Origin of the sequence: Leptolyngbya sp. FACHB-671 (assembly GCF_014695745.1) — a bacterium.
Taxonomy (GTDB): Bacteria; Cyanobacteriota; Cyanobacteriia; order Elainellales; family Elainellaceae; genus JAAUTN01.
Map to the genome: position 1 here is coordinate 1 of NZ_JACJOV010000049.1, position 26,476 is coordinate 26,476.

Here is a 26,476-nt window from a genome sequence, read left to right on the forward strand (position 1 = left end):
CTCAAGAGCAGACTGTTATCCCACTATTTGATTGGGCAACTCAAATCACCCACTCTTGCTATGAAATTGGGCTAAGCTGACCACCACATTTAGTACATCTGCGTAAGTCCTGAGGAGATTTACATCTCCTTCAACCGCCATTTCAGCGTCGCTGCCGTCAATCACGACGACAGGTGGACAGCGATCGCCCATTTGCCCTTTTAGGCAACTGAGTACATCCAGGCTAGCGGTATAGGAAGCGGAAATCTCTAAAAGGATGCCGTCGATCTGCTGCGCTCGAAACAGAGCCAAAATTTGGTTGCTGTAAGGTTCAGTCAGAACCCAGTATGCAAAACTTTTATCTTGCTGTAGCTGATGCTCGTAATCGTGGCTACCGTCGAGTATGTTGGTAATGACCAGAACAGTCCGGGAAGGTGACATATTTAATACTCAACTCACGGAGAGGGGAGTGAGAAGAGGGTGTTACTGTAGTAGGTTTTACATCGGCTAGTTTAGGCTTTAGAGACATTTTTTAACTACCCTGCTCCCTACTGCGAAGGGGGATTGACTTGTTGAAAAATTTCAGCGCACTAGTTTATGGATGGGGTTTTTGATAGGTTGAGACTGAGCTAGTGGGAGCGTAAACCAGAAGGTTGAGCCAGCACCAGGACTGCTAATTACGCCAATTTTGCCACCGTGAGCGGTGATGATTTGCTGGCAGAGGTACAGTCCCAAGCCTAGTCCAGGCGATCGCCTCACATGAGAACCTCGGCTATACAGATCAAAAATCTGTTTACACAGGTCTGGACTGATACCAACGCCATTATCCTGCACGCTACAGCGCACCATTCCCGCTTCAACGATCGCCTTTAGCGTCAGCTTTATCCCAGGTGGGTTATATTTCAGCGCATTCGTCACCAGGTTTTCAAACACTCTCCACAGTTGAAGTGGGTCAGCGTGAACGGGCGGCAAATCAGTCGGAATAAAATTCGCCAAAACTGCCTGGTTGCGGTTGAGCAGGGGTTCTACATCGGCAATTACAGCTTGGGTAAAAGCTCTAAGGGAGGTAGGTTCAAATTGGCAAGTGACACCTTGAGTAGGACTGATGTGCGCTTCTAATAAGGAGTTAATTAAGTGAAGCTGGCGATCGCCCCCTTGCACCATTCGCTCTATCACATACCGAGGAACCTGTAGTGTTTCGCCCGGTCGGTTGAGTAAATTTTGCAGCACCAGTGACGCTCCCAGCACTGGTGTTTTGAGATCATGAGCAACCGAGTGAAGGAAAATTCTCAACTGGCGGCGTGAGTCAAACTCATTTTGCTGGAGACGTTCATAGGTATAAACGGTGATATCACAAATGCCACAAATCCAGAACAGATACCAGCCTATTTCAATCCAGTGCAGCGGATTCAGGTGGAAGCTTAGACCAAATGCGAGATTGAGGCATGAGTAACCTATAAGTACACCAATTTGTGAAGCAACATGGAGTCGCCACCCTACGGAAATCAACGTCGCCATCATCAAAAACATAATTGTCCAAACCCCTATGTCTGGCTCTACCCATCCGGCGATCGCCACAAAGAGTTGTGAAATGAGAGGAATGGAGCAAGCAAAGCTAACAAACAATAACGCTGGACGAGCGCGACCAAATTGACTCCGATAGAGAATAGACCACGCCGCCAAATACAGCAAAATTGCAGCATAGGTGTATAGCCAGTAGCCTCTGTCTGAACCATTCTGAGCGGCAAACACGTCTGGAACAAACAATGTTGCGGTGCAACCAAAAGCAATCCACCAAACGAGACGCAACCGCTCAATTATAAATTGATAGCGCCAGACCTCGTAATCGATTGCGGAGGTATTGGTTTGAATGGCGGTACTGGGTGCAAGTTCCTTTAAGCCAAGCGCTTTGCTGGCTTTTTTGACTCGCTTTAGCCCAACGTTAATCAATCCAGTCAGTAGTCCATTTACAGGAATGCGATTTCGCTGGGCTTGGATTAAACGATTTGAGCTTCTAGCTTTGTCTAGAAGTGAGTTCACCAGATCAAGTTGGCGATCGCTACTTGCTAACATGACTTCCAGCCGTAAGCGTGAAACGGACACCTGCTCCTTTGACTGATCCAGCAGATCTCTTAAGTCCTTCAAGCTGCCCAGTACTGGGGTTCGCAAATCTTCAGAGACAGTTTGAACGAAAGATTGAAGCTGCCGCCGTGACTCTACTTCAGCCCGCTTCAAATGCTCATATAAATAAACTCCCAGGTTGCAGATGAAGCAGATCCACAGCTGAAACAAAACCGCCCAGCCCTGTTGAATTAGGGGTAGATCTAAGTCTAAATCCAGAGCCGCTTTTAGCCCAAAATGAAACCCCAGTGCCCCTAGTTGAGCGAGTGCATGAAGCTTCCACCGCACTGGAATTAGAGCAACCAGCGTCAGAAATACCAGCGTGAACAGCGACACATCTAGATGAAACTGCCCATCCGGTAAGTTTTGGCTAAGGATAGCACGCTCAATCAGAGCAAATCCAATTAAAGACCCATACAATCCCAAAAGTAGGAGATCTGGATTGGCGTACTTTATTCGAGTTCTTTGTAAGAGCAAATTAACTACGACACAAATCAATGCGGCAGCGTTGCAGAGCAAGACTGTATCGGCAAGGCTTGGGTTGTAGAGGTAAAAATAAATGGATGATAGGGGCAGTTGAACTAGAGTCCACAGCAGCCCTGCCCAGGTTGCTAGAAACAGGCGATCGCGAAAGAACTTTTGTCGCCAGGCAGTGTAGTCAGCGGATTCTGAAGCGGACGTAAAAGTTTTGATTCGAGCTAAGACAGCGTTAATCGGCAGAGCTTGCCATATTCTGTCTATTGCTTGCATAGCACCACCAGAGGCGTTGTTGATGTTGTTGAAGCTGTTGCGATCACGCTACTTCTTTATCGACTGAAACTGAGGATTTTTGAAGCGCTTCTCTAAAGAATCTGACTAATCTCGCCTGAGGATAGTTGCTCATTCCCCAAATTGTCATCCTCCAACTGGTTCACTCAGGTGGGTGAGGAGTATCACAACTTAAAGTGCCAATGTAGCAGCAGGAAAAGGGCGATCGCGCAGTTGAGATTCAAGAGGTATCTATGGTTTCCTTCCGTCTTCTGCCAGCACTCATCTCAATCAGCCTTACTTTGCCACTAGGGACAGCTTCAGCTCAACTGACTCCAGAAAACGAAGCAGCCCTGCTGAGAGAAATGCTGAGACTAAGATATGCATCTGAGGGGGAAGAAAACGTTCAAATTCTGGTGGGACAGCTTCCTGACCCGCTACCTGCCGACTTTCCGCTGCCCGAAGAAGCACAAATTATTGGCTCAATTGTGCGGAGCTATGGCTTCACAGAGATTATGTTGCGAACTGCTCAGTCATCAGAAGAAGTTTACTCTTTCTTTCAGCAACAGTTGCTCGATACTGGATGGCAATTGCAAGAACCTCACGCATCCCCGAAAGGTTTTATTGTTCGACTCAGTGAAGCTCATATTAACGATTTAGCATCTAGAGAACTGCCTCGTCAGTTTTGCTCTACCTCTCAAGCCGCTCTGCTGAATGTTTCAGCCCAACCTTCACCTGATTCGTCTGCAACAACGGTACAGCTTTCATTGATTGCCGGCGGATTTGAGTCTGAGCCTTCATCTGGGTTTGACTGCTCTTTAGGTATAGTAGAGGCACCTTTGCCCGCTTTGCTCCCTCCCACTGATGCTGTAGTCCAAGGTAGTGGCAGCAGCAGTGGCAACGGGGATGCGAGTGCAGATGCTGTGATTGAAACTGATTTAGATGCTGAAGCGTTAATCAACCACTATGCCAGCCAGCTTCAGCAGGCAGGCTGGAGGCAGATTGAGGCATCCGAAAGAGGGCTTTCCCGCTGGAGCTATCAGGATGAGGAAGGCAGAGATTGGCAAGGTTCGCTACTAATTACAGAGATTCAAGGAACACCCAATCAATATGCAGCCTCTATTCAAATATTGAGGCGATCGCTCAACGACGGCTAAACGAGAGAAGCTTTACCCCTGTAGGGGCAAACGACCGTTCACCCCTACTAGAGCATTGCTGGCTATACGGTACCTGCTTGCTTAAAGATTACCTGAGTTTTTTCCTCGGCAGTACACAATCACGTCCGCTGAAATTTACGCACTTGGTAACCCGCGGATTCCACAATTTCATGGGTATCTTCTCCGATGGCGGCGTTGAAACGGGCTTCGACCTGTTCAAGCTCCTCTGGGGAAATGGATTGCCATTCCTCAAAGCTAGACCAGCGCACAATAATAATCACCTCTGCTAAGTTGTCTGGACTAATCCACACCTCTTTGCCGAGAAAGCCAGGGTAAGTCGAAAGGGCAGCCGTCCAGATTTCCTCATCCTTTTGCACGAACTGCTCCCGCAGTTCTGGCGTGACATTGAACTTGAGCCATTCAATTACCATCTTTTCAACCTCAACAGAAACCATAAACCTAACGGCGTTGCTAACTTAGGGAGAATTTGTATGACGCACAAATTCATCCCAAAATGAAACAATGTACGGATAACCCGGCCCATTTGGAGAGCGGCTTCAGTGCTAAATTTGCCACAATAGACTCAGATCCCTTGCAAGAGATATCACGAGTCAGGCCTTCAGCAAAGGTGCAAATCTAATCTTTCAGCCTTGTTCTGTTTGTGAAGCAGTCTACTGTAGGCTGGAATCAGTCAGATTTTAGTCATTTCCTTTGCTTGACCTAGCCTCCCTTAGCCCAGACATAGGAACACGGCATGGATAATAACAACTTTCTTAAGCAGATATTGATGATCGGCATTGGCACAACTTCTCTAGTTACGGAAAAGCTGCGAGAAGTGAGCGACCAGTGGGTCAAAGACGGTAAGCTAGACCCTGAGCAAGCTAACAGCTTTGTCAACGACCTGTTGCAACAGCTTAAGTCTGAGCAAAGCAATTTTGAGTCGCAGATGCATCGTCAGTTGCGACACGTTTTGCAAGATTTGGGAGTGCCGCGCCAAAACGAGATGGATGAACTGCGTGGGCGGCTCGATCGCCTGGAGCGGCAGGTGCGCGATCTGGAAAATAAACTTTGGCGCTAGCTTCAGCTAGGCTTCTAGCTGACCTGAAGTATTAAACTGGGAAGCGGATTCAATTCGGTGATTGCCGAAATTTGACTGATTGTCATGAATCCACTGTCGAACACAGGAGGACTGAATTGTGCGGGAAATTTTGATCAGCTTGGGAGTCATGGCGGTTTGTTTTGTGTTTCTGGTGGTGGCTCAATTTACTGGGACAAAGGAGGCGATCGCCGCTGAGTCTCAGCCCCCCACCCTAGAAGCTCCGGCAACTCCTGCTCAAAGCCCTGCCCAAATCTTTGCCCAAGCAATTGCGCAAGCACCCGAAATCGCGCAAGCTTCTGATCTGTTAACCCCTGATGCAACCGAATCTATGCCTGAAAACGCTGAGAATATTATCACTACCCCATCTGGCTTGCAGTATATCGATATCGAAGAAGGCACAGGTGCTACCCCGCAAGCAGGACAAACAGTAGTCGTTCACTACACCGGAACGTTGCAGAACGGCACTAAGTTTGATAGCTCTCGCGATCGCAACCAACCCTTTTCCTTTCCTTTGGGCGCGGGTCGAGTGATTCGCGGCTGGGATGAAGGCATCAGCACGATGAAAGTAGGCGGCCGCCGTCAACTGATCATTCCGCCTGAGTTAGGCTATGGTGCTCGTGGTGCGGGTGGTGTGATTCCCCCCAATGCCACGCTGATCTTTGACGTGGAGCTATTGAGAATTAGCTAGTGCTGCTTGATCGGCAATTATAACGCTTCTCTAAAAAGAGGTTACAAGATAGAAGGGCACCCTGCTTCGCAGGGTGCCCTTCTATCTTGTAATCCTAATTTTTGATATTACTTCCTTGCATCAAATTCCCCTGATCAGGAAAACGAGAACTACGAGCAGGGCGATCGCTCCTATCGCACATCCAGCAATAATCTGTTGGATTGCAAGACGAGAGGAACGATCGCCCACTTCTATATCTGGCTGCATCTCATCGAGATCAATTCCTTGAGACGCTTGCAACCAAAGCTCTAACTGGTGGGCAGCAGCCGAATGTGCAGGAAACCCTTTGAGAGCGGTTTGCCAGAGGGCGATCGCTTTTTCGTCATCGCCTTCTTGTCTGTAGAGAATGCCGAGATTGGTCAGCGTTTGAGATTCTTGATAGCGATCGCCCAATTCTCTAAGCAGGCTGAGGCTTTTTTCGTAATGTTCTCTGGCTTTTTTGCGATGGTCTTGGCGAAAGTAAGCATTACCTAGACTGTTGAGGATTTGAGCTTCTGCGTGGCGATCGCTCAGCTTGCGGCTTGCCTCTAGCGCCAGTCGATGGGTTTGCTCCCAGTTTTTCCAGTCATGCCGCAGATCAAACCAGCGCGTCAAGCTTTGCGCCAATTTTACCACAGTTTCCCATGCCTGCGTTTGGTTAGCCCACTCCAACGCCGCTAACAGGTTGAGCTTTTCCCGGTCAAACCAGCTCAATACCGCTCTAAGTAACTCATCATCTCTCTGGCTAAATGCTTGCTTTTCCAGTGGGACAGGGGATTGGTCCGTCAAGTCAAATACCAACGCCAGCAATCCAGCCGTCTCGCAGTACCAGTAGCTTGCTCTTAAGCGAACAATTCGCCGCATTTCAGCCGATTCGCCTCTGGCAAGTTGTTCTTTAGCAAATAGGCGAATCAGATCGTGCAGCCAAAAACAGCCCGACTCGGCAGGCTCCAGCAACCCTGATCTCACCAGCGCAGATAGAATTTTGCTTGCGGCTTCCAGGTTGCATTCCAGCAACGCGGCCACAAGGGCGGCGGTTAGGTTGGGGCGCACCAACAGCCCAATCAGCCGCAGCAGACGCGCGATCGCCTTTTCTTGTTGGGCATAGCTGACCGCAAAACTAGCCCGAACACCTAAGTAGCTAGACTGTAGCTGTTCTAGTTTCTGGCGTTCATCGGCTAGCCGATCTGCATAGTTTTCAGGTGGCTGAGCTTGGTTGCACAGTGTGCCACCAGTAATCTTGAGTGCCAGAGGCAACCGACCGCAAAGCGTAACAAGCTGCTCGGCAGCGGTTAGTTCTGGTGGGACATCCCCTATTTTTTGCAGCAGTTCGAGCGCTTCCGCTGGGGGCAAAGGTTCTAGCTCTAGCGTGGTTCCGGGCAGTTCCAATCGCTGGCGACTCGTCACAATTGCTGTACAGGTTGGGCTATCGGGCACCAAGGGTTGCACCTGGGCTGCATCACGGGCGTTATCCAGCACCATCAAAACCCGTCTTCCAGACAGCATCAGTTGATAAATGCTCTGCTGCTCTGCCAGACTTGCTGATGCCATCGGGTAGCCCACGCCCAATGCTTGTAAAAAACTGCTTAAAACCTCTTGCGGTTCTAGCGGTTGATTTTCTGTACCGCGCAAATTTGCATAAAACTGAATCTCTGACAGGTCATGCTTGATGCAATGAGCAACATGAATTGCAAAGGCTGACTTACCTACGCCCGCTGTCCCGGATATGGTCAACAGAGTGGGATCGCCTTCACCCTGTGCTTGAAGAATCGCGATCGCCTTCTCTAACTCAACTGATCGCCCGGTAAAGTGGGTAATCTCCGTTGGAAGCTGATGCAGCGAGGCAGATTCTACTCCGAGGGTATGCAGACATGTGCGAATCTCATGGCGATCGCCCCAGGTTCCTGTTCTTGGGTCGTGATGATGCAGTTCATACTCCTGTTCAGCCTTTGCTGAGGCTCGTGTCTCATCGCCAATCATCGTTCTGCGTACCCTGTTGACTTATTTTCACTAACCGACGTACTTTTCCCCCGCCCAGTGAGGAGTCAACAGCACCGCCGAAGTCGCCAGTGCAGCAAACACTGAAGCCCGATGGTGTGGATTAACGACCACCACGGGCGGGCGATCGCTCCGACCATAGCCTAACCCTGTGAGTATTTCCTCCGAACTTAGCGCCCCCGCACAGTCTGTGTGCGTCAGCCCTATCACCATCGGAACCTCAACCCGTTTTTGCATAAATGCAATAATTTCACGAGTCGGCTGAAAGTCCTCTCGACGGTGGGCTGCGACCAGCAAGATGTAAGCTTCTGCCTGTTGAATCAAAAGCTCCCACATAAAGTCAAATCGCACCTGTCCTGGCGTACCGTAGATGTGCAAAGCGACCTGAGAATTAAGCTGAATTCGATTAAAGTCAAATGCTACCGTCGTTGTTTTCTTTAGCGCAGCGATTTCGTCTGTTGCGATTTCATCTGTTTCTATACTGCCAAGCTCACTCACCGTTTGCACAAAGGTGGATTTGCCCGCTCCCACCGTTCCTGTCACCACCAAACGCAAGGTTTTCATTCCCATCACCGTACAATTTGAACTCTGGGTCGATACTCCTCCTGTCCAAAGTTTTGCCGAGCTGGAACAGTATTCAAATCCGGCGCAAGCTGTGACATCAGGTAGGACATCAACATGACGTTGAGCGTTTCTAAAACCGAATTTTTCTCATTGGGGTTAACGGTTACGATTGTCGGCAGGTTGCTCAAATCGGTGTAGCCTAGCCGCATTGCAATTTCCTCTGGCGATCGCGCCCCCGGGCAATCTCGATGGGTCAGCCCAATCACCATTGGAATCTGCACCCGTTCATTCATAAACGCAATGATTTGACGTGCTTTTACCAACTCATCAATTCGGTGAGCCGCAACCAGCAGCACATAGGCATTGGCGCGTTGAATCAAAATATCCCACATGAAGTTAAAGCGTGATTGCCCCGGAGTGCCGTAAATGTGAATTTCTAATCTGGGACCGAACGAGAGCCGACCAAAGTCAAAGGCGACTGTTGTTTTCTGTTTGATTTGGGCTGTTTCATCGGTTGCAGTGCGATCGGTGTCGATCGCCTCAATGTCGCTCACCGTGCGAACAAAAGTGGACTTGCCCGCTCCCGCAGTTCCCGTTACGACCAAACGCATGAGTCTCATGGTATTGCTCCACAAAAAGATTCCAGTCTTGCAACTTTGAGAAGATTAGCCCTGTAAAGGCGAACGCTGTTCGCCCTTACCCAAGCATCGCCAGTTATGCGGTAATTTCTTGCCTAAGAATTGTCTAAGCTCTAGCTGGTCGAGCGCGAGACATCATACCAATCGAAGGTTCAGGTCGAGGTTGACCCACGTTAAATAACGTACTTCTTAAATCAGAAACGGCGCGTTTGATTTCCAGCATTAGCACACCCTGTTTTGCCGTCTTTCCTGCTAGCACCAAAAAGACGGCATCTTGCCCACAGCTTGTCAAAATGCTAAATCCTTCATCGCCTTCCACGTAAAGTCGGTCAATCGTACCTCGCGCTAGTTCTTTGCCGATGCGTTCGCCTAAAGACAGCATCGCGGCAGACATCGCCGAAACTCGCTCCTCATCCATTGCACCAGGCAGATTGGTGACTAAAGGTAAACCATCGGGTGTGACTAGTGCTGCCCCCTGAACATCAGAAGTCGCAGAGACAAAATTTTGAAGAATTAACCCAAGTCTTTCTGTATTGATCGCCATTGTTGTGTTCCTGCCTAAATTTCTAAAGGTGTGCCAAACCAGGTTTCTAGCTGCATCAGTCAATTCTCTTCAGTTCTCTAATGGCTTTGCTTTTAGAACAAAGTATGTTTGAGATCAGAAACAGCACGCTTGATTTCCAGCATCAATACACCCTGTTTTGCAGCTTTTCCTGCCAGTACCAGGAAGACTGCATCCTGCCCGCAACTTGTTAAGATGCTGATGCCTTCATTGCCCTCTACATACAGGCGATCAATTGCACCCCTCGCCAATTCTTGACCGATACGTTCGCCTAAAGACAGCATTGCAGCAGACATTGCTGAGACTCGCTCTTCATCCATTCCACCAGGCAAATTAGAAGCCAAAGGTAGCCCATCGGGAGTAACAATTGCTGCCCCTTGAACATCAGACGTAGTGGATACAAAGTTTTGCAGGATGTACCCTAGTTTCTCTGTGTTGATTGCCATGATTGTGTGCCTATTTTTGTGTTTCTACTAGAGGTTGGAAATTGTTGGATTAGAAGTTTCTTCAGCTTCTGAACCGAATATTGTTGAGCCTATGCTTTCAGCAATGAGGCCTTGAATAAACCTTTCTACCCTGTTTATCTTCTGTTTTCCAACTTCATGAACGACCATTGTTATTGCTGAAATGACACGTTGAGAACTAATCTCAATCTGTGCGTGAAACTCAATTTGCTAGTGCGATCGCTATAGCCAACACCCTAATCACCCATTTCGGAAATATTTCATGAAACTGCCGCAAAAATATTTCATGTTGGTGATGCATCCATCTCAAGTGCTGCTCAAGTTAGAGTGACTATTTATTATTAGCAGTTGAATTTGCTAATGTCTGCATCTTTAAAGAAATGTTTGTCGCTTTTTCGTATTCTTCTTACCAAAAGTTGAAAGATTCACTGATGTCATTTTCGCAGATTGAAAATTTGACACTTTGTTTATTCTTCAAGACAGCTAATAGCTTCTGCAATGAACTAGTCATTCAAACAAATTAGAAATCAATGCACAAGATTAATGACCTTTTCGAGAAATTCCTAATCCATCCGGATGCTTGAATTAATGAGTTAAGTAATGCAAGGTTGCAGGCTTGTTTAAATAGCTAAACAATTTCCAGTATAAATTTACATTGTTTAATAGGTTCTGGTTGCACGATTTGCATGAGGAAAAATTCTGGCTGATTGGTGCCAATTCAGGCTTATCAGGACTTGGAAGCTTCGGTTCTACTTTGAAAAGAAGCTTCTAATTAGCTTTTCTGCAGAAGATTTTTACCATAAGCTCGTTAGATGTCTTGTCTTTTGTAACAATTAGCTTAATTAAATCGTGCAGTAATCTATGCTTTGGGGTCAGCTAATATGGAAAAAACAATGGTTGCTTGGACGGTCATATTACTAGCCCATTCAGTTAATTGATCTGCAATACTTGCACTTTTCTTTGATTAGATGAATTGCCAATTAATAGCTTGATGTGTTGCAGATTTAGCGATTGTATTGCAAATTTTGAGCAGGCAAACGATGCAATTTCCGTTCTTTTTCTCAATCATCTAATCTGAAACGATTGCATTATGGTAGAAGAATGTGCCGTCAACCCAAGCGTGTGTTGCAAATTCCATGACTAATAATCTGGGTTCTTCTGACCAATCCACACCCAAAAATATTTCTGAGCAGAAGGTAGCCATCAAGATACAGCTACCCATGAGTTTGGCAAAAGCGATCAAGCGGCGTGCCAGTCGATTAGGTCAAAATCACAATGAGGTGATTTTGGCGGCACTTCAACGTCTGCTGGAGGAGGAGGAGGAACCTGATCAGCTTACCTCTTCCCGATTTGTCACCGTTGAGGACTTAACGGAGCTAGTTACCCGCATTAGTGCCTTAGAATCGGTCAGTAGCAGGATGAAAGATTTGCAGGGAAAGTGGATCGCCTCCTGAGTGAGCGATCGCCCTCACCTCAGGAGGCTTCTCCAACCCATTTTTTCGATTCAGAAGCGACTTTTGCAGAGGCGATATCTGTTGAGTCCTTACCGCCTCAACCGACTCAAACTTTTAGCTTGACTCCTTCTCATCAGGAAACCTGCCCAAAATGCAGCAGTCGGCTTGGACCGCCACTGAAATCATCTGGACGACAGATTTGCATTAAGTGCGGATGGACAGATAAGCCTAAAGGAGCTACTGCCTCCCAACGAGACGAAATCCCTCGTGCAGCTTCTGCATCCGTCAGCTTGCCCGACTACGAACTCAGGAAACTACTAGACCAGGCTGCTTCTGAGTCTTTGAACAACATGAAGCCCAAGCGTAAGCAAACCCCAAATTCTAATAAAAATAAGTCGCTGCCGTTGGAGGATGAGGGGGAGTGAGGGCGAAGCAGAAGCGATCGCTTCTTTAAAGTCGCTACTCTCCAAGGTCATTACTCTAAGATGAGTGAGTCATGGCACTCTGCCTGACCCTTGTCCGACCTACCTAAAAGGGAGTTCAATTGTGCAGCCTACCGCAAACAATGCTCCAGACAACACTCCTCCAGACAACACTCCTCAAACTCCAAAAGGGCTGCTCGGCGATCAAAATCTTTTAATCATTTTTGCGATCGCCCTGATTGCTATCCTGGGAGTCTCTAGCGTCACGCCAACGTTTCCTCGCTTAGCTGAAGCGCTGGAGGTGCCACCCCAAAACATTGGGTTGCTAGTCACCGTCTTTACCTTTCCCACAGTAGTTTTAGGTCCGGTTTTAGGCTTTCTAGCCGATCAGTTTGGCAGGCGAAAAATTTTGGTTCCGTCTTTGCTGCTGTTTGGCATTGCGGGGACAGCCTGTGCCTTTGCCCGTGACTTTAATCTGCTGCTATTTCTCCGCTTTCTTCAGGGTGTTGGAGCCGCATCGTTACTGTCGCTCAGTATTACCCTAATTGGCGACTTATATTCGGGAGACAGGCGCATCACAGCGTTGGGCTATCACGGTAGCGTCACCAGCATGGGTACAGCTAGCTATCCCATTATCGGTGGGGCGCTTGCTAGCCTGGGCTGGTATTATCCGTTTGCGCTGCCGATTTTAGCAATTCCAGTAGGGCTGCTAGTTCTGTTTGCGCTGCATAATCCTGAACCCAAAGCCCGGTTAAATTTACACGAATATTTGAGAAATGCCTTGACCGTGCTAAAGAATCGTCAGATTCTTGGGTTATTTCTAGCCAGCACTGCCAATTTTGTGCTGCTCTATGGTGCTTACGTCACTTACTTGCCGCAATTGATTGAGGAATCGTTTCAGACCTCTACTTTTACGATTGGGCTGATGCTCTCTAGCGTTTCGGTGGCGATCGCCCTTACGTCTTCTCAAATCGGCAATTTAGCAAGGCGCTTTTCACCTCAAACCCTGATCAGAATCTCCTTTGGGTTTTATGGGCTGGCGCTGCTGCTCGTTCCGTTTATGACTAATCTCTTGATGCTGCTGATTCCAACGACTCTCTTTGGCATTGGCTTGGGTATTGGTTTTCCCAGTATTCAAACACTTCTGGCAGAGCTATCGCCCCGACAGTATTTGGCGACTGTAATGTCGGTCAATGGTACTTTTTTTGGCATTGGTCAAACGCTAGGCCCTGTGCTGATGGGAGTTGCCTTTGCGATCGGAGGGATTAACAGCGTCTTCTTTGTAGGAGTTGGATTTGCGATCGCTGTCTCCATCGTCTTCCGCTATTGCGTTTGTATGTAATACCATTCCAAAAACTAAGGCTACAGATGGAAGGGCACCCCGCTCAGCGGGGTGCCCTTCCATCTGTAGCCTCGTTTTAGAGAAACGTTGTAATGCCGTTTCTACATGAGCTTACTATTTTGAAGCGTGTCCCAATTACAGCCGTTTTCAGATGAGTCAGCCACATCGTAGGGACGAACGGCGGTTCGCCCTTACAAAAGATTGTGGTTTATTCAAGTGAAACCCGCTGTAAGCGAAGACACGCCTCAATATATGTTGGCTTATTTGAGAGGACGCAGCATTACATCATACCCATGCCACCCATGCCACCCATACCACCCATGCCACCCATGCCACCCATACCGCCCATGCCACCATCGGCAGGAGCCGCAGATTTAGGTTCTGGCTTTTCGACGACGAGCGCTTCAGTGGTGATTACCATGCCAGCAACGGAACCCGCATCTTGCAGAGCAGAACGTACCACCTTTGCGGGGTCGATGATTCCGGCTGCAACTAGGTCTTCAAATTCGCCCGTCAGAGCATTGTAGCCAACGTTGAAATCCAAATCACGGACCTTCTCAACAATTACGGAACCTTCGGCTCCAGCATTGTCTGCAATTTGACGCAGTGGGGCTTCCAGGGCTTTGATTACAATGTCTGCCCCGATCCTTTCTTCAACGTTCAAGCTGTTCCTGAAGTCCTGCTGCACTTTCTGAGCCAGGTGAATCAGGGTTGTGCCACCACCCGGAACGATGCCTTCTTCAACGGCTGCTTTGGTTGCGTTGAGCGCGTCTTCGATTCGCAGTTTGCGATCTTTAAGTTCAGTTTCTGTAGCAGCCCCAACTTTGATTACCGCAACGCCACCAGACAGTTTTGCCAACCGCTCTTGCAGCTTTTCTTTGTCATAGTCAGATTCAGTGCGACCCAGTTCCTGGCGAATTTGAGCGATGCGCTTGTCTAGATCAGCTTTATTAGCAGCTTCAGCGACGATCGTAGTGCTGTCTTTGGTAATCGTCAGCTTACGAGCAGTTCCCAACATGTCAAGGCTGGCAGTGTCGAGGCTCAAGCCGATTTCCTCGGAGATCATTTGTCCACCGGTGAGGACGGCAATGTCTTGCAGCATGGCTTTGCGACGTTCGCCAAAACCAGGTGCTTTGATCGCGACAGCGTTCAGTACTCCACGCAAACGGTTGACGACTAGCGTTGCCAGAGCTTCACCATCTACGTCTTCTGCAATGATCAGCAGGGGTTGACCAGAACGAGCAATTTTTTCAAGGACGGGCACCAGGTCTTGAATGGTGCTGATTTTCTTGTCAGTGAGCAGAATCCGAGCGTTTTCAAGCTCGCAGATCATCCGCTCACTATCGGTTACGAAGTAGGGTGAGATGTAACCCCGATCGATCTGCATCCCTTCAACTGTTTCCAGTTCGGTTGCTAGAGATTTAGATTCTTCGACGGTAATTACGCCATCTCTGCCGACTTTATCCATTGCTTCGGAAATCATCGCGCCGACTTCTTCATCACTGCCCGCAGATACGGCAGCAACCTGGGCGATCGCATTTCCTTCAATGGGCTTGGCAATTGCCTCAATTTCTCTGACAATCTGGGCGATCGTTTTCTCGATGCCGCGTCGCAAGCTAACCGGGTTTGTTCCTGCTGCAACGTTCTTCAAGCCTTCCCGAATCATTGCCTGAGCTAGAACAGTGGCGGTGGTTGTACCATCTCCTGCCAAATCCTTAGTTTTAGAGGCAACTTCGCGAATCAGTTGAGCGCCCGTGTTTTCTAGCGGATCTTCTAATTCAATTTCCTTGGCGATCGTGATGCCGTCGTTGACAATCTGGGGTGCGCCATACTTCTTCTCTAGCACGACGTTTCGACCTTTAGGTCCAAGCGTGATTCGCACCGCGTCAGCAAGGGCATTTACGCCTCGTTCTAGCGCTTGCCGAGATTCTTCATCAAATACAACAAATTTTGCCATTGCCTGTCTCTCAGTCTCTCTATCTGAGTTCTCCTTCCAGAATTTAGCACTCTCTGATGGGGATTGCTAACGATCAGTTTCTCTCAAACAATGGCGGAATTCACGACTTGCCAAGGAAGGCTCGTTATCTATCGCTGCCAAACTTGAACTGTTGAGCCAGCGACCGCAATAAATCGCTGTCCATCAGCAGTGAAGTGAAAGGAAACACCTGAATAGAGATTGGGAAAAGCTTGCTGACGCTCTCCAGTCGCAATGTTGAATAGCCCGACGCTGTAGGGTGAGAGGTCGTAGGAAGGAGTATTTTCAACCGATGAAATTAAGGCATCGGCAGCAAGAGTTTGACCATCAGGGCTGAACAGGAGGCGATCGCCAAACGGCGGCGGTGCGGTAGTTAGTCCTTGATTGATCGGCATTGTGCGTTCCAGCTGTAGCGATCGCATACTCCAAAGTTTTACTGTGCCGTCTTCGCTCCAGCTTGCTAGAGTTCTTCCATCCGGGCTAAAGGTTAACGAGCGGATACCACCTATGTGTCCGGTGAGAGTTACGACTCGTGAACCAGTTCGGGCATTCCACAGTTTGATGGTGTTATCAGGGTCAACAGTAGCGATGATTTGCGTTAACCCAGAGGCAAGCCGAATTCCGGTCGGGTGAAAGGCAAAGGGGATGCGCCCACCGTTATCCGTGTCGGTTCTGCTTTGAGACAACTGGCGAATCGGTTGTCCATCTATATTCCACAGTTGCAGAGCGTTACTGTCATGGAGAACGCTGACGAGGCTTTGTCCATCTGGGCTAAAAGCAACCGTTTGAATTTTGTCTTGTCCGGGTTGCATTCCCAAGCTGAGGGTGCGGCGCACTTCACCAGTGTTAAGGTTCCACAATTTCACAGTCAGGTCAGAACTGCCGCTGGCAAGGGTTTGACCGTCGGGGCTAATGGCGATCGCATGAACCGCATACTGATGTCCGCTCAACGTGCGAATTGCCTCACCCGTTCTGGCATTCCATAGCTTTACAGTGCGATCGGACATACCTGCCGCAACAGTTTCGCCATCGGGTGTGAAGGCGATCGCGTGAACCACATCTCCCATCAAATGAATATTGACCAGTGAACCTGGTTCTTGAATGTCGCCATTGGGAGAAACCCATTCATCAGCGGTGCCCTGCACCAGTGTGGCTGTCTTCTCTCCCGTTTGCAGATTCCATAGTGTCAGGGTGCTACTGGGATCATTGCTACAGGAGCGCTCCCGGCTAATGCTGCTGACCGCAAGCGTCTGACTATTAGGACTAACAGCCATTGTCTTGGGATAAACCGGACACACGGTACCGGGATAAACCTGTGCTAGGTCAATTTCATAGCTCAGTTGGGCGTTTCCCCAGGCTTCTGGTTGATTCGCCTGGACTACGTTGGTCGTCCGGGTAGGCTGAGGTACACCGTGCGGCTGAAGGGTTAGCGCTGAAGCGGGAATTGCAGCAAGCAGGGCAAGAGAGGTGAAAGAAGCGATCGCAAAACGCATAAATCAGTAGCCGTAGCAAATAATAACCATGACATTTGGACAGAGATGCATCCGAAGCGCAGTCCCTCATCCAATCATGGCGAGAAGTTGTGCGATCGCTCCTTTGAATATGGCAGAACCACAACTGGCATGACGAGCGGCGATGCTTATTTCAATCCCCAAGATGCGATCGCCAAACATCCCCAACCGATTAGAAAGGCAACGCCTCCTAAAGGTGTAATTGCCCCCAACCATTTAATTCCAGAAAGGCTCAAGGCGTAAAGGCTACCTGAAAAAATTGCGACTCCAACGACGAAAGCGATCCCCGATGCGGTTAAAAGAGATTGATTTGTCTCAGCCCGCAGCAGCAACAGCGTCACGAATAGCAACGCCAGCGCATGATACATCTGGTAACGTGCCCCAGTTTCAAAGATTTCTAGGGCGCGATCGCTCAGCTTTTCTTTTAGTGCATGAGAAGCAAAAGCCCCAGCCGCAACTGAGGTGCCACCAAAAATGGAGGCGATCGCCAAAAAAATTTGACTCATGATTGCCCAATAGCTCCAAAAACTGCAATAGGATGATGAATCTGGTTTAGGAATGAATTAGTTTGGAGCGATCGCCCCACCATGATTGATCATGATCGCTTATTCAAAGAATTGCTCTCTACTTTCTTTGTGGAATTCATTGACCTGTTTCTGCCGGAGGTCAGCGCTTACTTGGAGCCAAATTCTCTGACTTTCTTAAATACAGAAGTGTTCACTGATGTGACGGAGGGCGATCGCCACGAAGCTGACCTGCTCGTCCAAGCCAACTTTAGAGGAGAAGACTCCTGTTTTCTAATTCACACTGAGCATCAGTCTTACGCTGAATCAAACTTCGGGCAGCGAATGTTCAACTATTTTGCGAGGCTCTATCAGAAATATCGCTTGCCCATTTACCCAATTGTCGTCTTTTCGTTTGATGAACCGTACCGGGCAGAGGGCGATCGCTTTGAAGTCACATTCCCCAACAAACTGGTGTTGCAGTTCAACTACGAAGTCATTCAACTTAATCGCTTGAACCGGCGCGACTTCGTTCGCCAGCCTAATCCTGTTGCTAGTGCGCTCATGGCAAAAATGAGAATCCCTCAAGCAGAACGCCCCAAAGTTAAGCTCGAATGTCTGCGTTTGCTGGCAACCCTGCGCTTAGATCCAGCCCGAATGCAGCTAATCTCTGGCTTCATTGATGTTTATCTACGTCTGAACCCTTCAGAACAGCAGCAGTTTCAGAACGAGCTTGATAGGATTAACCCAAGACAGCAGCGGGAGGAAGTTATGGAAATCGTTACCAGCTGGATGCAAGAAGGAATAGAGCGAGGACTGGAGCAAGGACTGGAGCAAGGACGGCAAGAAGGGGAGATAGCTGTAATTAGCCGTCTACTGTCCCGTAAGTTTGGGGCTGTGGATGCTGAATTGCAGGAACGTTTGCGTCAGCTTTCGATCGCTCAACTAGAAGATCTGGCAGAAGCCCTTTTAGATTTCTCCACTAAAGCTGACTTGATGGATTGGTTGAATCGCCGCTCCTGAGCCTGTGCAGGATTCACCAGTGCAAACAGAATGGGTTCGTTAATTGGGCGATCGCTAGAATAATCAAGAGTGAATGCTTCACCTTTAGCGATTTTCCCGATATCCACACAACTTTAGCGTTTCAAAGTTATGCATATCTTGTGGCTTACAGTTATCGGATTATTTCCCGTGTTAGGACTGTTTTATCTCTATAAAGACGTTCGCAAAGTTCGCAACTGGAAACATGACCCAGCAGGAACGTTTGCTGAAGCGACCTCTGCAGGATGGGAGCCACTTGATGGAGTTGGGACTGAACAGGCTTGCCATAGTGGTTCTGTGCTTGGCGCAACGGGTATTTGCGACGCTGTTCACGGAATAGATTTTGGGCACATTTTTCACCACTAGTCCATCACCATGCCGCCATCCACGTTCATGGTTTGCCCAGTGATATAGGCAGCGGCGGGATCAGCAGCCAGGAAACGCACTAGTCCGGCAACCTCCTCTGGTTTGCCATAGCGACCCAGGGGAATATATTTAAGAATTTCCTCAGCCTTAACATCCTGAGTCATGTCGGTTTCAATGAAGCCGGGAGCAACCACGTTGACCGTAATGCCTCGGCTGGATAGCTCCTTTGCAACGGTTTTGGAAAAGCCAATCACCCCTGCTTTAGCGGCTGCGTAGTTTGCCTGTCCCGGATTGCCCATCAAACCTGATACAGAAGAAATCTGCACAATCCGACCTGACTTTTGCTTCAGCATAATTTTGCTGACTGCTCTGGTGCAGAGAAAAACGCCGGTCAGGTTGAGGTTGATCACAGCTTGCCAGTCTTCGGGCTTCATTCGCAGCAGCAGCGTGTCGCGAGTGATTCCGGCATTGTTCACCAATACGTCGATTCGCCCCCATTTTTCCATGACGGCATTGACCAGAGTATCAACCTGGTCGGCTTGGGAGACATCGGCTTGCAGAGCGATCGCCCCTCCTCCCATTCCCGTAATTTCTGCAACGACCTCATCGGCAGCTTTGCTTGAGTTCGCATAATTCACTGCTACATTAGCTCCTTCTGCCGCCAATGCCAGGGCGATCGCCCGCCCAATGCCTCGCGAGGCACCCGTAACAATTGCCACCTGATCTTTGAGCCGTTGGGAATCTAGGGATGCTGCCATAACCTGTACCTCTTGTCGCAGAATGCTGAGCCATAGAGAATCGCCAAGCGATTGTCGAGCTATGACCGATTAAAATTGCTAGACCATATTAAGGCATTTGGGGTATCCTTACCGACTCCCAAAAATTTGCACTAGGATCGAGCCATCAAAACCAAATTCCGTTTAGCAACCCTGTAGCAATATGGCGACCAAGAAGCAGTTCGGTAGCTTTGAGGAAATGCTCTCCGGTTCAGACGTGCCGCTGTTGGTAGATTTCTATGCGCCCTGGTGTGGTCCCTGCCAGATGATGGCAAAAATTTTAGAGCAAGTAAACGCTCAAATGGGACAACAACTCAAGGTCGTAAAAATCAACACCGACAACTATCCTGCTTTGGCGACCCAGTATCAAATTCATGCCCTGCCGACGCTGGTGCTGTTTAAGCAGGGGGAACCCGTTGAGCGAATTGAGGGTGTGGTGCCCGCCGATCGCCTGATTCAACGATTAAAAACTTTGGTCGAGTAATGGCTTCTCTCAATACCAGGGCTGAGTTAGATCGCCTGCTGCAAACTCGCAATGAGCATCCCGAAAAAGCAGCAGAGATTGATGCTGCTATTCATAGGGCGTTTTCCCAAACTCATGCTGTTTTGGTGTTAGACATGTCGGGCTTTTCAAGGCTGACGGTGCGTTATGGAATCATTCACTTTCTAGCGATGATGCATCGGCTGCATGTCATTGCCTTGCCTCTGATTAACCAACACCAGGGTAAGTTGATTAAGCAAGAAGCGGACAACTTGTTTGCGGTGTTTCCGACAGTAGCGCTGGCAGTCGAGGCGGCAGTTGATCTGTTGAAAACATTAGCAGCGGTAAACACAGGCTTGCCTGATTCGCTAGACCTGTTTGCCAGCATCGGCATCGGTTACGGAGAGGTGCTGATGGTAGAAGATAGCGACATGTATGGCAGTGAGATGAATCTTGCTTCAAAGCTGGGGGAAGATCTGGCGCGATCGGGAGAAATCTTACTCACAGAGGCGGCATTTACTCAGATAGATCCAGTAGATCCAGCATCCGATCGCTGGGAAGAACTGGAATTTTCTGTTTCTGGGCTTCAACTGATGACTCATAAGCGGCTTTGGCAGGGAAGCCGCGATCGCTTCTGATTAACCTTCTCAACACAATCTCTGAGCGAAGCTTTAAGAATTCCACTTCTACGCAAAAGCAAGTCCGGAACGATGAAGGAAATTATGTAGATTCTGACTGGCTACCTGATTCGCATTGGTACAGTTGATACCTATATCCATCAACGGAATCTGCGTCATCATCTGGATTACAGTTTTGCTTTCGCAGAAACGAGTCAAGCAGTTCAGTTTCAGTTGGACGCTGAAAGTTGAGCAACCAGAGATTGAGCGGACGAGGCGATCGCTCCAGCGCCTCGCGCATTACGGTCGTCGTAAATTTAGGGCTTTTGCCCTGACTGATCATCAGAAACTGCGTATTCTCTGCGGCGGTTGGGTCAGTGGCGTGTTTTAGCTCCCAAGCAATTCCCATGAGCCTGCCCGTTTGCCCATGCGTACGATGGGCGATCGCCACCAACACAGGAATCTCAGCACTATCTTGAATAACTGCTGCTACTACATCCGGGCGGTGAGTTTTTTGGTAGCCCAGATTTGTCACCACCGTTAACCCACCTAAAAAGCTGAACAGCCCAATTAAGATTACGGTTCGTTTGCCCCCTGACATAACACTTGACCACAGTCGAGCCAACCAACCCGGTTTTGGCTGAATCCTTGGCTCAGTCCTCCAAAGTGCTGCAAGGGCAGCAGCAATCAGCACGATGACTGCTGGAAAATATGCAAAGTTGTAACGAAATGCGCTCATCAAATCGATTTCTAACAGATAGGTGATGCCCAAAAAAATGGCGATCGCCTTCACCACAAATCCGCCTAGAACCTGCATTGCTAGCCGCTTGCCCGATTTTGCATACTGTATTTTGCAGCCAGCGTAGAGCTTCGGCAATGTCCACAGCACCAGCAAGATCAAGGCTGCCCCAGAGATTGTGACGATGAGTTCGGACTCTGCTTGAATGGGAAGCAGGTAGAGCATTGTAATCCATCCCGCTAAAGCCTGTCCCAATGGGTCTAGGAGTGCTAATCCAGTGCGATCGCCCCGATAAATCCACTGGGTTAAGCCAGTGTCCTGAGTACTTTGCAGAAAAGGCAGCCAAATCAGTCCTCCTGCCAACGTTCCCAGCGCCACGCCGCCAAGTCGTCCCCAGAAAGAAGGTTGCCATACACCTCGCTCACGCCAACTTTGAATCAGCCCCAAGCTGAGTAGCACCAACGCCTCAGCGCAAATCGTGAATACAAAGAAATAGTGTGTCGCAATGCCCAAGGTGTTGATTACAACCCAAAGCAACCCCAATCCAACCGAAAACGGGGTGCGATAGTAAACTGCTCGAGCTGCCAAAACTAGACAACCCAAAGAAGCAATTACCCACAAGACGGGCAGCGTGTAGTGTCGCGCCTCTTGTGCCAGGTAGACTGCGAATGGAGAAACAGCCATCAGTGCTGCGGCAATTTGCCCAATCAAGCGTGAGTGGAAGGCTAGCCAGCTTAAACCAAATACGGCTGGGATGGCAGCAACCCCAAACAGCGCAGAGAGCGATCGCACTCCCCAAACTGAAACCAATCCTTCCGAGCTAGACCATAACCGCAGCCACCAATGGGTCAAGACAAAATAAAGCGGTGGGTGATTGCTCTCGTTTAATAGATTGCCTATAACCTGTCTAATTCCAGCTTGAGGTTCAACTTGCAGCGGCTGCAGTAAATCATCTAGCGTCACAATTTGATCTAACGCTACTGCTTTAAAGCTGTGTCCCAAGCTGAAAACAATCGTGGAAAACTCATCTGTCCAAAGCGGTTTTGCAGTCAGATTAGTGAAGCGTAGTCCTATTCCAAGGGTCATCCAGACCAGCAACAACAGAGGGTGAAACCACCAACGTTGACTTAAGGCATTCAACTTGCACCACATCAGGCAACTCTACAAAACACAACTTTTGTAATCCGAAGGTCTAGCTGATGCAGATTTAAGTCTGTTTTGAACTGCTTCAACTTTCAACCTGGCGAGATACTACTGCTGTCAGGATGGCATGAATAGCAAGGATCTCAACACTTTCTGCATTGAAATATTTGCGGTAGATGACTTTAACCAGCGATAAAAGCCATTGCTAAACGGGCTAAATCTTTTAACGTTCCGCTTCGTTTACAGCTCTTTTAGCAGAATCAAGAGTGCATCTGCCAGGTAATTGTATTCTGCCAGATGGTTGTAGATCTGAGCTGAGACACGAATTAATCGTTTACTAGAGGGATACCAGGGAATAATTGGAACTTCAATGTGAAAGCGATCGCCCAACGCTTCATACAGCGGTTCCCAGTCGCCGTCGGGCAGCGGCACGGTTGCTATTGAGCCAACCATCTCAATAGGGCAGGGTGGAGCAATTTCTAAGGACTGACAGAGCGTTTTCTGAGCTGCGATCGCCAAATTTCGATTGTGTGCCATCAGTTCCGTCCAGCCTCCCGGCAGAATTAAGCCCATAAACCGCAGCGCTTCTGCAACACAGAGATAGGCAGTTGGATCGCCTGTTCCCGCCCAGTCAAATTCCAGATGAAAGCGAGATCGATCCGTGCGCGGTGAATTGGCTCCATGACTGATGGTAAGCGGACGAATAGCGTGCTGTCGATCGCGTCTCACATACAAAAAAGCGCTGCCTTTAGGTGCACACAGCCATTTGTGGCAGTTCCCGGTGTAGTAGGTTGCGCCCAATTCTGCCAGATTCAGCGGAATCATTCCCGGCGCGTGGGCACCATCTACCAGCAGCTCAATTCTTCGTGCGGAGAGTTGCTGCGCCAAGATTTGAATCGGTAATACCAGGCTAGTCTGGCTCACGACGTGATCCAGCAGAACTAGCTTTGTCCGAGGTGAAACTTTGGCTAAGACTGCTTCAACAACCTGATCTGAGGAAGCAATTGGAAAGGGAATATCTGCCACAACCACAGTCGCTCCCGATCGCTCCGCAACGAAGTTCAGAGCATTTCGCGAGGCATTGTACTCCTGATTTGTGGTTAAAAGCTCGTCCTCAGGCTGAAAGGAGAGCGATCGCAACACCGTATTGATGCCGGTCGTGGCATTCTGGACAAACACCAGATCGTCTACCTCTGCGCCAACAAAGTTTGCCAAGGCAGCTCGTGACTGGTCAAGCAACGGTTCTAATTCTTTGACCATGAAGCGTAGGGGCTGCTGCTCTAGCTGCTGTTGGAGCGATCGCTGCTGCTCCAAGACCGCAACGGGACAAGCTCCGAATGAGCCGTGATTCAAAAACGTGACTGCCGGATCGAGTGACCAAAATTTTGAGTACTCAGAAGCAGCAGGTCTGGAAACTGAATGAGAAGTCGAATGCATGGGTTGCAGCCTGAAAACTGCAACCAATCTAGCGGATGAGCAAGTCCCATAGCAGCAAAATTCCCTATGCGGGCTTAGCCTTCGCAGGTAGACCCTGGAATGGATCAAAATTCTTGCCCGGATGCCAAGCGATCAAAATTCTTGCCCGGATGCCAAGCCCCTACTTCCAGACTATGAGCTGACCTTTTCAAGTATTTTCTTAAACTCCCCAGGCAGGATTCGAACCTGCGACCAATCGATTAACAGTCGATCGCTCTACCACTGAGCTACTGAGGAACGCGTATTTCATAGTATCGATTAACCAGGCATTTTGGCAAGCTCTAATACAAACTTTCTTTTGCTTTCTGCCTTGCCTTGCTTTAGCTAACCTGAGTTTTTGCAACTCAGTCACTTATTCTAACCCTAATCGCATCCGAGCTAGCCGCTGTTGGGCTACTGGATCAAGGGAACTGGAGAGGAAACGGTTGGGCGATCGCCCCTTCCCCCCTCGTTGCTTTCGGCGGACCTTGAGAGCTGCCAACTCGACATCAGCCAATAGCCGCTGCGCCGACATCCATTCTGCCCCAAATCCAACTACCGTAAGCTGCTGTGCCCGATCGGACGTGGCCACAATCAGCCGCTGCTCAAACTTTCGTAAGTCGTTACGAAATAGGGCACAGGTTTTTTCAATATAGGTGTCAGCTGTTTGCTTGTGATCGGTGTAGCAGATTGAAAGGTTTTGAGTCATCATCTCCCGGCTACCGGGACTGCCTTGATACTGAGCATCAAAAACAATGTGTGTGTCAAACCCTTGGAAAGCGCTGTAGCCCACTAGCGACTCGGCTAACTTGCGCCTTGCTGCTTCCAAGCCTTCCGTGTCCCGAACCTGCTGCAACGTAGACCAGGCTCCAATGATGTTGTAGCCATCCACCAGTAAAATTGCTTGTGTTGAGGGGCGTGGCATGGTCAAACACCCAAAATTTCAAAGTAAAACGGCAGTTAAGCAGTTAATGTTTACTTAATAGTTCCAATATAGCGGGTAGCTCTATTACATTGTGTAAACGATTGAACACAAATTCAAATGCTTACCCTAGATTCCCTCATACTTCACTCCCTGACTTTGGATCAGGCGTTGCTTTAGCCGCATCGGGTCGCCCTGATCAACTACCCGACCCTGCTCCAGTAAAAATGCTCCATCACAAAAATTGAGTTCGTCTAGGCGGTGGGTCACCCAAAGAGCGGTTAGCTCTCGGCTTTTAACAAGTTGCTGAACTTGAGCTACCAAGTCAAGCTGGCTGTCGGGATCAAGTAGGGCAGTGGGCTCATCTAACAGTAGAACTTCACAATGGCGGGCGATCGCCCCAGCAATTGCGACTCGCTGCTTTTGTCCACCACTCAAGGCATAGATCGGTCGCCGTTGGAGGCTGAGCAAGTTAACGGCAGTTAGGGCTTCTGCCACCCGCTGTCGAATTTGGGTAATCGGCAGATTTTCCTCAACCAAACCAAACGCTACATCTGCACCTACTGTTGGCATCACCAGCTGATGGTCAGGATTTTGAAATACGAACCCGACTGGAGGCGACACCCCTATTTCACCAGACTGAGGATGCAGCAAACCCGACAGAATTTTCAGCAAAGTTGATTTGCCGCTGCCGTTGTTGCCAAGCAGCATCCAAAACCCGCCTTTGGGCACTTCCAAAGAGCAGGATTGCAGAACTGGTACTCCAGTTGACCAGTGAAAGCAAAGGTCGCGAACGGCGATCGCAGGTTCAGTCATAGCGCTGACAGTAAAATGACCACTAAAACTTAGCCGAAAAATATACAGTAGGGTGGGCATTGCCCACCCTACTACACTCGTGCTTAAAGATCCTTCAGCAACGCTTAACCTGCAAATGCAAAGCCGGGAGGTCTGCCCGAAGCGGCTGTAGTGCTGGATTTTTCGGAAATCTGCACTGCTGAGATCTCGCTCACCAATACACCAACTGTTTTGTCAGGCATCTGCTCACAAGTCAGTTCCAGAATGGCTGGATTGCTAGAGCGAATCGCATCTAGAACTTGCTGATAGACAGCTTTAGCGTCATCCACCGACTTCCGCTGCACCGACAGCGTGACCGGCGTATTCTTCAAAGTCAAATCAATAATGAACATGGGGTTTAGAACTCAAATGCAGTTATGCAAGAACTAATTCTCAGTATCTCAGATGAATCCATGAACCGGGTTGGGCGATCGCCCAACCTTCCCATCTCCAGCAAAATCTCTCAGTAAATTTGAAACTTTAAAAAATTCTAATCTTGCCAAACATCCTTGAAAATTGCCTCTGTTCTTCCGCCTACCAGCAATAGAGCAGCCTAAAACTTAGAAAGGGGGGTGAAAAAAATGAGAAAGTATCGATATAATTAATCACACAGTAAAGAAAAGTAAACTGTGTTCACATTCGATCGCATTTTCTGCTCTGTGTCTATATAAATTTCTACAGGGCTGAAAATCGTAGAAGTGAGCTTGAACTTATTTCTGTAGTTATAACTTTTTGGAGATCTGCGCTATGACCATAGCAATGGGGCGCGCCCAAGCGGAACGAGGATGGTTTGACGTCCTCGACGACTGGCTCAAGCGCGACAGATTCGTCTTCATCGGCTGGTCTGGTCTTTTGCTCTT

General features: G+C 48.8%; 27 protein-coding genes, 1 tRNA gene and 1 pseudogene. 11 read left to right on the forward strand and 18 right to left on the reverse strand.

Annotated elements, in window-relative coordinates:
- Positions 1 to 45 precede the first annotated feature (45 nt).
- On the reverse strand, positions 46 to 420 hold the full coding sequence (locus tag H6F93_RS04060) for a hypothetical protein (protein ID WP_190679395.1): 375 nt from the start codon (positions 418 to 420) through the stop codon (positions 46 to 48).
- Between the two features lie 141 nt (positions 421 to 561).
- Positions 562 to 2,850 (reverse strand): ATP-binding protein, encoded by a 2,289-nt coding sequence (locus tag H6F93_RS04065; RefSeq protein WP_199313468.1) that lies wholly within the window; start codon positions 2,848 to 2,850, stop codon positions 562 to 564.
- A 251-nt stretch (positions 2,851 to 3,101) separates the two neighbouring features.
- Here H6F93_RS04065 and H6F93_RS04070 point away from each other — a divergent pair, with 251 nt between their 5' ends.
- Entirely contained in the window at positions 3,102 to 4,004 is a 903-nt protein-coding gene (locus tag H6F93_RS04070; protein ID WP_190679397.1) for a hypothetical protein, read from the forward strand.
- A gap of 119 nt (positions 4,005 to 4,123) precedes the next feature.
- Here the strand turns inward: H6F93_RS04070 and H6F93_RS04075 are convergent, their stop codons facing one another.
- A complete protein-coding gene (locus tag H6F93_RS04075) occupies positions 4,124 to 4,459 on the reverse strand; it encodes a TIGR03792 family protein (protein ID WP_242043304.1) in 336 nt (111 codons plus the stop codon).
- 299 nt (positions 4,460 to 4,758) lie between these two features.
- Here H6F93_RS04075 and H6F93_RS04080 point away from each other — a divergent pair, with 299 nt between their 5' ends.
- Both H6F93_RS04080 and H6F93_RS04085 read left to right on the forward strand, forming a co-directional pair.
- Entirely contained in the window at positions 4,759 to 5,082 is a 324-nt protein-coding gene (locus tag H6F93_RS04080) for a phasin family protein (RefSeq protein WP_190645549.1), read from the forward strand.
- Between the two features lie 118 nt (positions 5,083 to 5,200).
- Positions 5,201 to 5,791: an FKBP-type peptidyl-prolyl cis-trans isomerase gene (locus H6F93_RS04085; RefSeq protein WP_190679399.1), complete on the forward strand. Its 591-nt coding sequence runs from the start codon at positions 5,201 to 5,203 to the stop codon at positions 5,789 to 5,791.
- Positions 5,792 to 5,911: 120 nt separating this feature from the next.
- On the opposite strand, the gene H6F93_RS04090 is transcribed toward H6F93_RS04085, so the two are convergent.
- From H6F93_RS04090 to H6F93_RS04110, 5 genes are all read right to left on the reverse strand, one after another.
- A complete protein-coding gene (locus H6F93_RS04090; protein WP_190679401.1) occupies positions 5,912 to 7,789 on the reverse strand; it encodes a tetratricopeptide repeat protein in 1,878 nt (625 codons plus the stop codon).
- 30 nt (positions 7,790 to 7,819) lie between these two features.
- A complete protein-coding gene (locus H6F93_RS04095) occupies positions 7,820 to 8,371 on the reverse strand; it encodes a GTP-binding protein (RefSeq protein WP_190679435.1) in 552 nt (183 codons plus the stop codon).
- 5 nt (positions 8,372 to 8,376) lie between these two features.
- Positions 8,377 to 8,991: a GTP-binding protein gene (locus H6F93_RS04100; protein ID WP_190679403.1), complete on the reverse strand. Its 615-nt coding sequence runs from the start codon at positions 8,989 to 8,991 to the stop codon at positions 8,377 to 8,379.
- Between the two features lie 124 nt (positions 8,992 to 9,115).
- On the reverse strand, positions 9,116 to 9,553 hold the full coding sequence (locus H6F93_RS04105) for a roadblock/LC7 domain-containing protein (protein WP_190679405.1): 438 nt from the start codon (positions 9,551 to 9,553) through the stop codon (positions 9,116 to 9,118).
- 92 nt (positions 9,554 to 9,645) lie between these two features.
- Entirely contained in the window at positions 9,646 to 10,017 is a 372-nt protein-coding gene (locus H6F93_RS04110; protein ID WP_190679407.1) for a roadblock/LC7 domain-containing protein, read from the reverse strand.
- Between the two features lie 1,154 nt (positions 10,018 to 11,171).
- Between H6F93_RS04110 and H6F93_RS04115 the strand changes: the two genes are divergently transcribed.
- From H6F93_RS04115 to H6F93_RS04125, 3 genes are all read left to right on the forward strand, one after another.
- Positions 11,172 to 11,489, forward strand: a complete 318-nt coding sequence (locus tag H6F93_RS04115) for a hypothetical protein (RefSeq protein ID WP_190679409.1) — start codon at positions 11,172 to 11,174, stop codon at positions 11,487 to 11,489.
- Positions 11,474 to 11,914 (forward strand): hypothetical protein, encoded by a 441-nt coding sequence (locus H6F93_RS04120; RefSeq protein WP_190679411.1) that lies wholly within the window; start codon positions 11,474 to 11,476, stop codon positions 11,912 to 11,914. Before H6F93_RS04115 ends, H6F93_RS04120 begins: the two co-directional genes overlap by 16 nt.
- 121 nt (positions 11,915 to 12,035) lie before the next feature.
- Positions 12,036 to 13,253 carry an MFS transporter gene (locus H6F93_RS04125; protein WP_190679413.1) on the forward strand — a complete coding sequence of 406 codons (1,218 nt, stop codon included), beginning with the start codon at positions 12,036 to 12,038 and terminating at the stop codon, positions 13,251 to 13,253.
- 280 nt (positions 13,254 to 13,533) lie between these two features.
- Here the strand turns inward: H6F93_RS04125 and groL are convergent, their stop codons facing one another.
- The 3 genes from groL to H6F93_RS04140 all read right to left on the reverse strand — a co-directional run bounded on the left by groL (position 13,534) and on the right by H6F93_RS04140 (position 17,245).
- Entirely contained in the window at positions 13,534 to 15,210 is a 1,677-nt protein-coding gene (gene groL / locus H6F93_RS04130; protein ID WP_190679415.1) for a chaperonin GroEL, read from the reverse strand.
- A 128-nt stretch (positions 15,211 to 15,338) separates the two neighbouring features.
- Complete coding sequence (locus H6F93_RS04135) at positions 15,339 to 16,721, reverse strand: WD40 repeat domain-containing protein (RefSeq protein WP_190679417.1); 1,383 nt, start codon at positions 16,719 to 16,721, stop codon at positions 15,339 to 15,341.
- Between the two features lie 146 nt (positions 16,722 to 16,867).
- A complete protein-coding gene (locus tag H6F93_RS04140) occupies positions 16,868 to 17,245 on the reverse strand; it encodes a DUF423 domain-containing protein (protein ID WP_190679419.1) in 378 nt (125 codons plus the stop codon).
- A gap of 81 nt (positions 17,246 to 17,326) precedes the next feature.
- Here H6F93_RS04140 and H6F93_RS04145 point away from each other — a divergent pair, with 81 nt between their 5' ends.
- On the forward strand, positions 17,327 to 18,265 hold the full coding sequence (locus H6F93_RS04145; RefSeq protein ID WP_190679422.1) for a DUF4351 domain-containing protein: 939 nt from the start codon (positions 17,327 to 17,329) through the stop codon (positions 18,263 to 18,265).
- A 129-nt stretch (positions 18,266 to 18,394) separates the two neighbouring features.
- Positions 18,395 to 18,649: a hypothetical protein gene (locus tag H6F93_RS04150; RefSeq protein WP_190679424.1), complete on the forward strand. Its 255-nt coding sequence runs from the start codon at positions 18,395 to 18,397 to the stop codon at positions 18,647 to 18,649.
- On the opposite strand, the gene fabG is transcribed toward H6F93_RS04150, so the two are convergent.
- On the reverse strand, positions 18,646 to 19,407 hold the full coding sequence (fabG, locus tag H6F93_RS04155) for a 3-oxoacyl-[acyl-carrier-protein] reductase (protein WP_190679426.1): 762 nt from the start codon (positions 19,405 to 19,407) through the stop codon (positions 18,646 to 18,648). The two genes, H6F93_RS04150 and fabG, sit on opposite strands and share 4 nt — an antisense overlap.
- Before the next feature lie 181 nt (positions 19,408 to 19,588).
- Here fabG and trxA point away from each other — a divergent pair, with 181 nt between their 5' ends.
- Both trxA and H6F93_RS04165 read left to right on the forward strand, forming a co-directional pair.
- Positions 19,589 to 19,909: a thioredoxin gene (gene trxA / locus H6F93_RS04160; RefSeq protein ID WP_190679428.1), complete on the forward strand. Its 321-nt coding sequence runs from the start codon at positions 19,589 to 19,591 to the stop codon at positions 19,907 to 19,909.
- Entirely contained in the window at positions 19,909 to 20,544 is a 636-nt protein-coding gene (locus tag H6F93_RS04165) for an adenylate/guanylate cyclase domain-containing protein (protein WP_190679429.1), read from the forward strand. Before trxA ends, H6F93_RS04165 begins: the two co-directional genes overlap by 1 nt.
- Before the next feature lie 82 nt (positions 20,545 to 20,626).
- On the opposite strand, the gene H6F93_RS04170 is transcribed toward H6F93_RS04165, so the two are convergent.
- From H6F93_RS04170 to H6F93_RS04195, 6 genes are all read right to left on the reverse strand, one after another.
- Complete coding sequence (locus H6F93_RS04170; protein ID WP_199313469.1) at positions 20,627 to 22,348, reverse strand: glycosyltransferase family 39 protein; 1,722 nt, start codon at positions 22,346 to 22,348, stop codon at positions 20,627 to 20,629.
- Positions 22,349 to 22,645: 297 nt separating this feature from the next.
- Positions 22,646 to 23,842 carry an aminotransferase class V-fold PLP-dependent enzyme gene (locus tag H6F93_RS04175; RefSeq protein WP_190679431.1) on the reverse strand — a complete coding sequence of 399 codons (1,197 nt, stop codon included), beginning with the start codon at positions 23,840 to 23,842 and terminating at the stop codon, positions 22,646 to 22,648.
- A 204-nt stretch (positions 23,843 to 24,046) separates the two neighbouring features.
- Positions 24,047 to 24,118: transfer RNA gene (locus H6F93_RS04180), tRNA-Asn, on the reverse strand.
- A gap of 115 nt (positions 24,119 to 24,233) precedes the next feature.
- Positions 24,234 to 24,785, reverse strand: coding sequence for an NYN domain-containing protein (locus H6F93_RS04185; RefSeq protein WP_190679432.1), 552 nt, complete (start codon positions 24,783 to 24,785; stop codon positions 24,234 to 24,236).
- A gap of 126 nt (positions 24,786 to 24,911) precedes the next feature.
- Positions 24,912 to 25,658 (reverse strand): energy-coupling factor ABC transporter ATP-binding protein, encoded by a 747-nt coding sequence (locus H6F93_RS04190; protein WP_524537892.1) that lies wholly within the window; start codon positions 25,656 to 25,658, stop codon positions 24,912 to 24,914.
- Positions 25,659 to 25,702: 44 nt separating this feature from the next.
- Positions 25,703 to 25,969, reverse strand: coding sequence for a UPF0367 protein family (locus H6F93_RS04195; RefSeq protein WP_190641007.1), 267 nt, complete (start codon positions 25,967 to 25,969; stop codon positions 25,703 to 25,705).
- A gap of 394 nt (positions 25,970 to 26,363) precedes the next feature.
- On the opposite strand from H6F93_RS04195, the pseudogene H6F93_RS04200 reads away from it, so the two are divergent.
- A pseudogene (locus tag H6F93_RS04200) lies at positions 26,364 to 26,476 on the forward strand (photosystem II D2 protein (photosystem q(a) protein)); the annotation flags it as partial.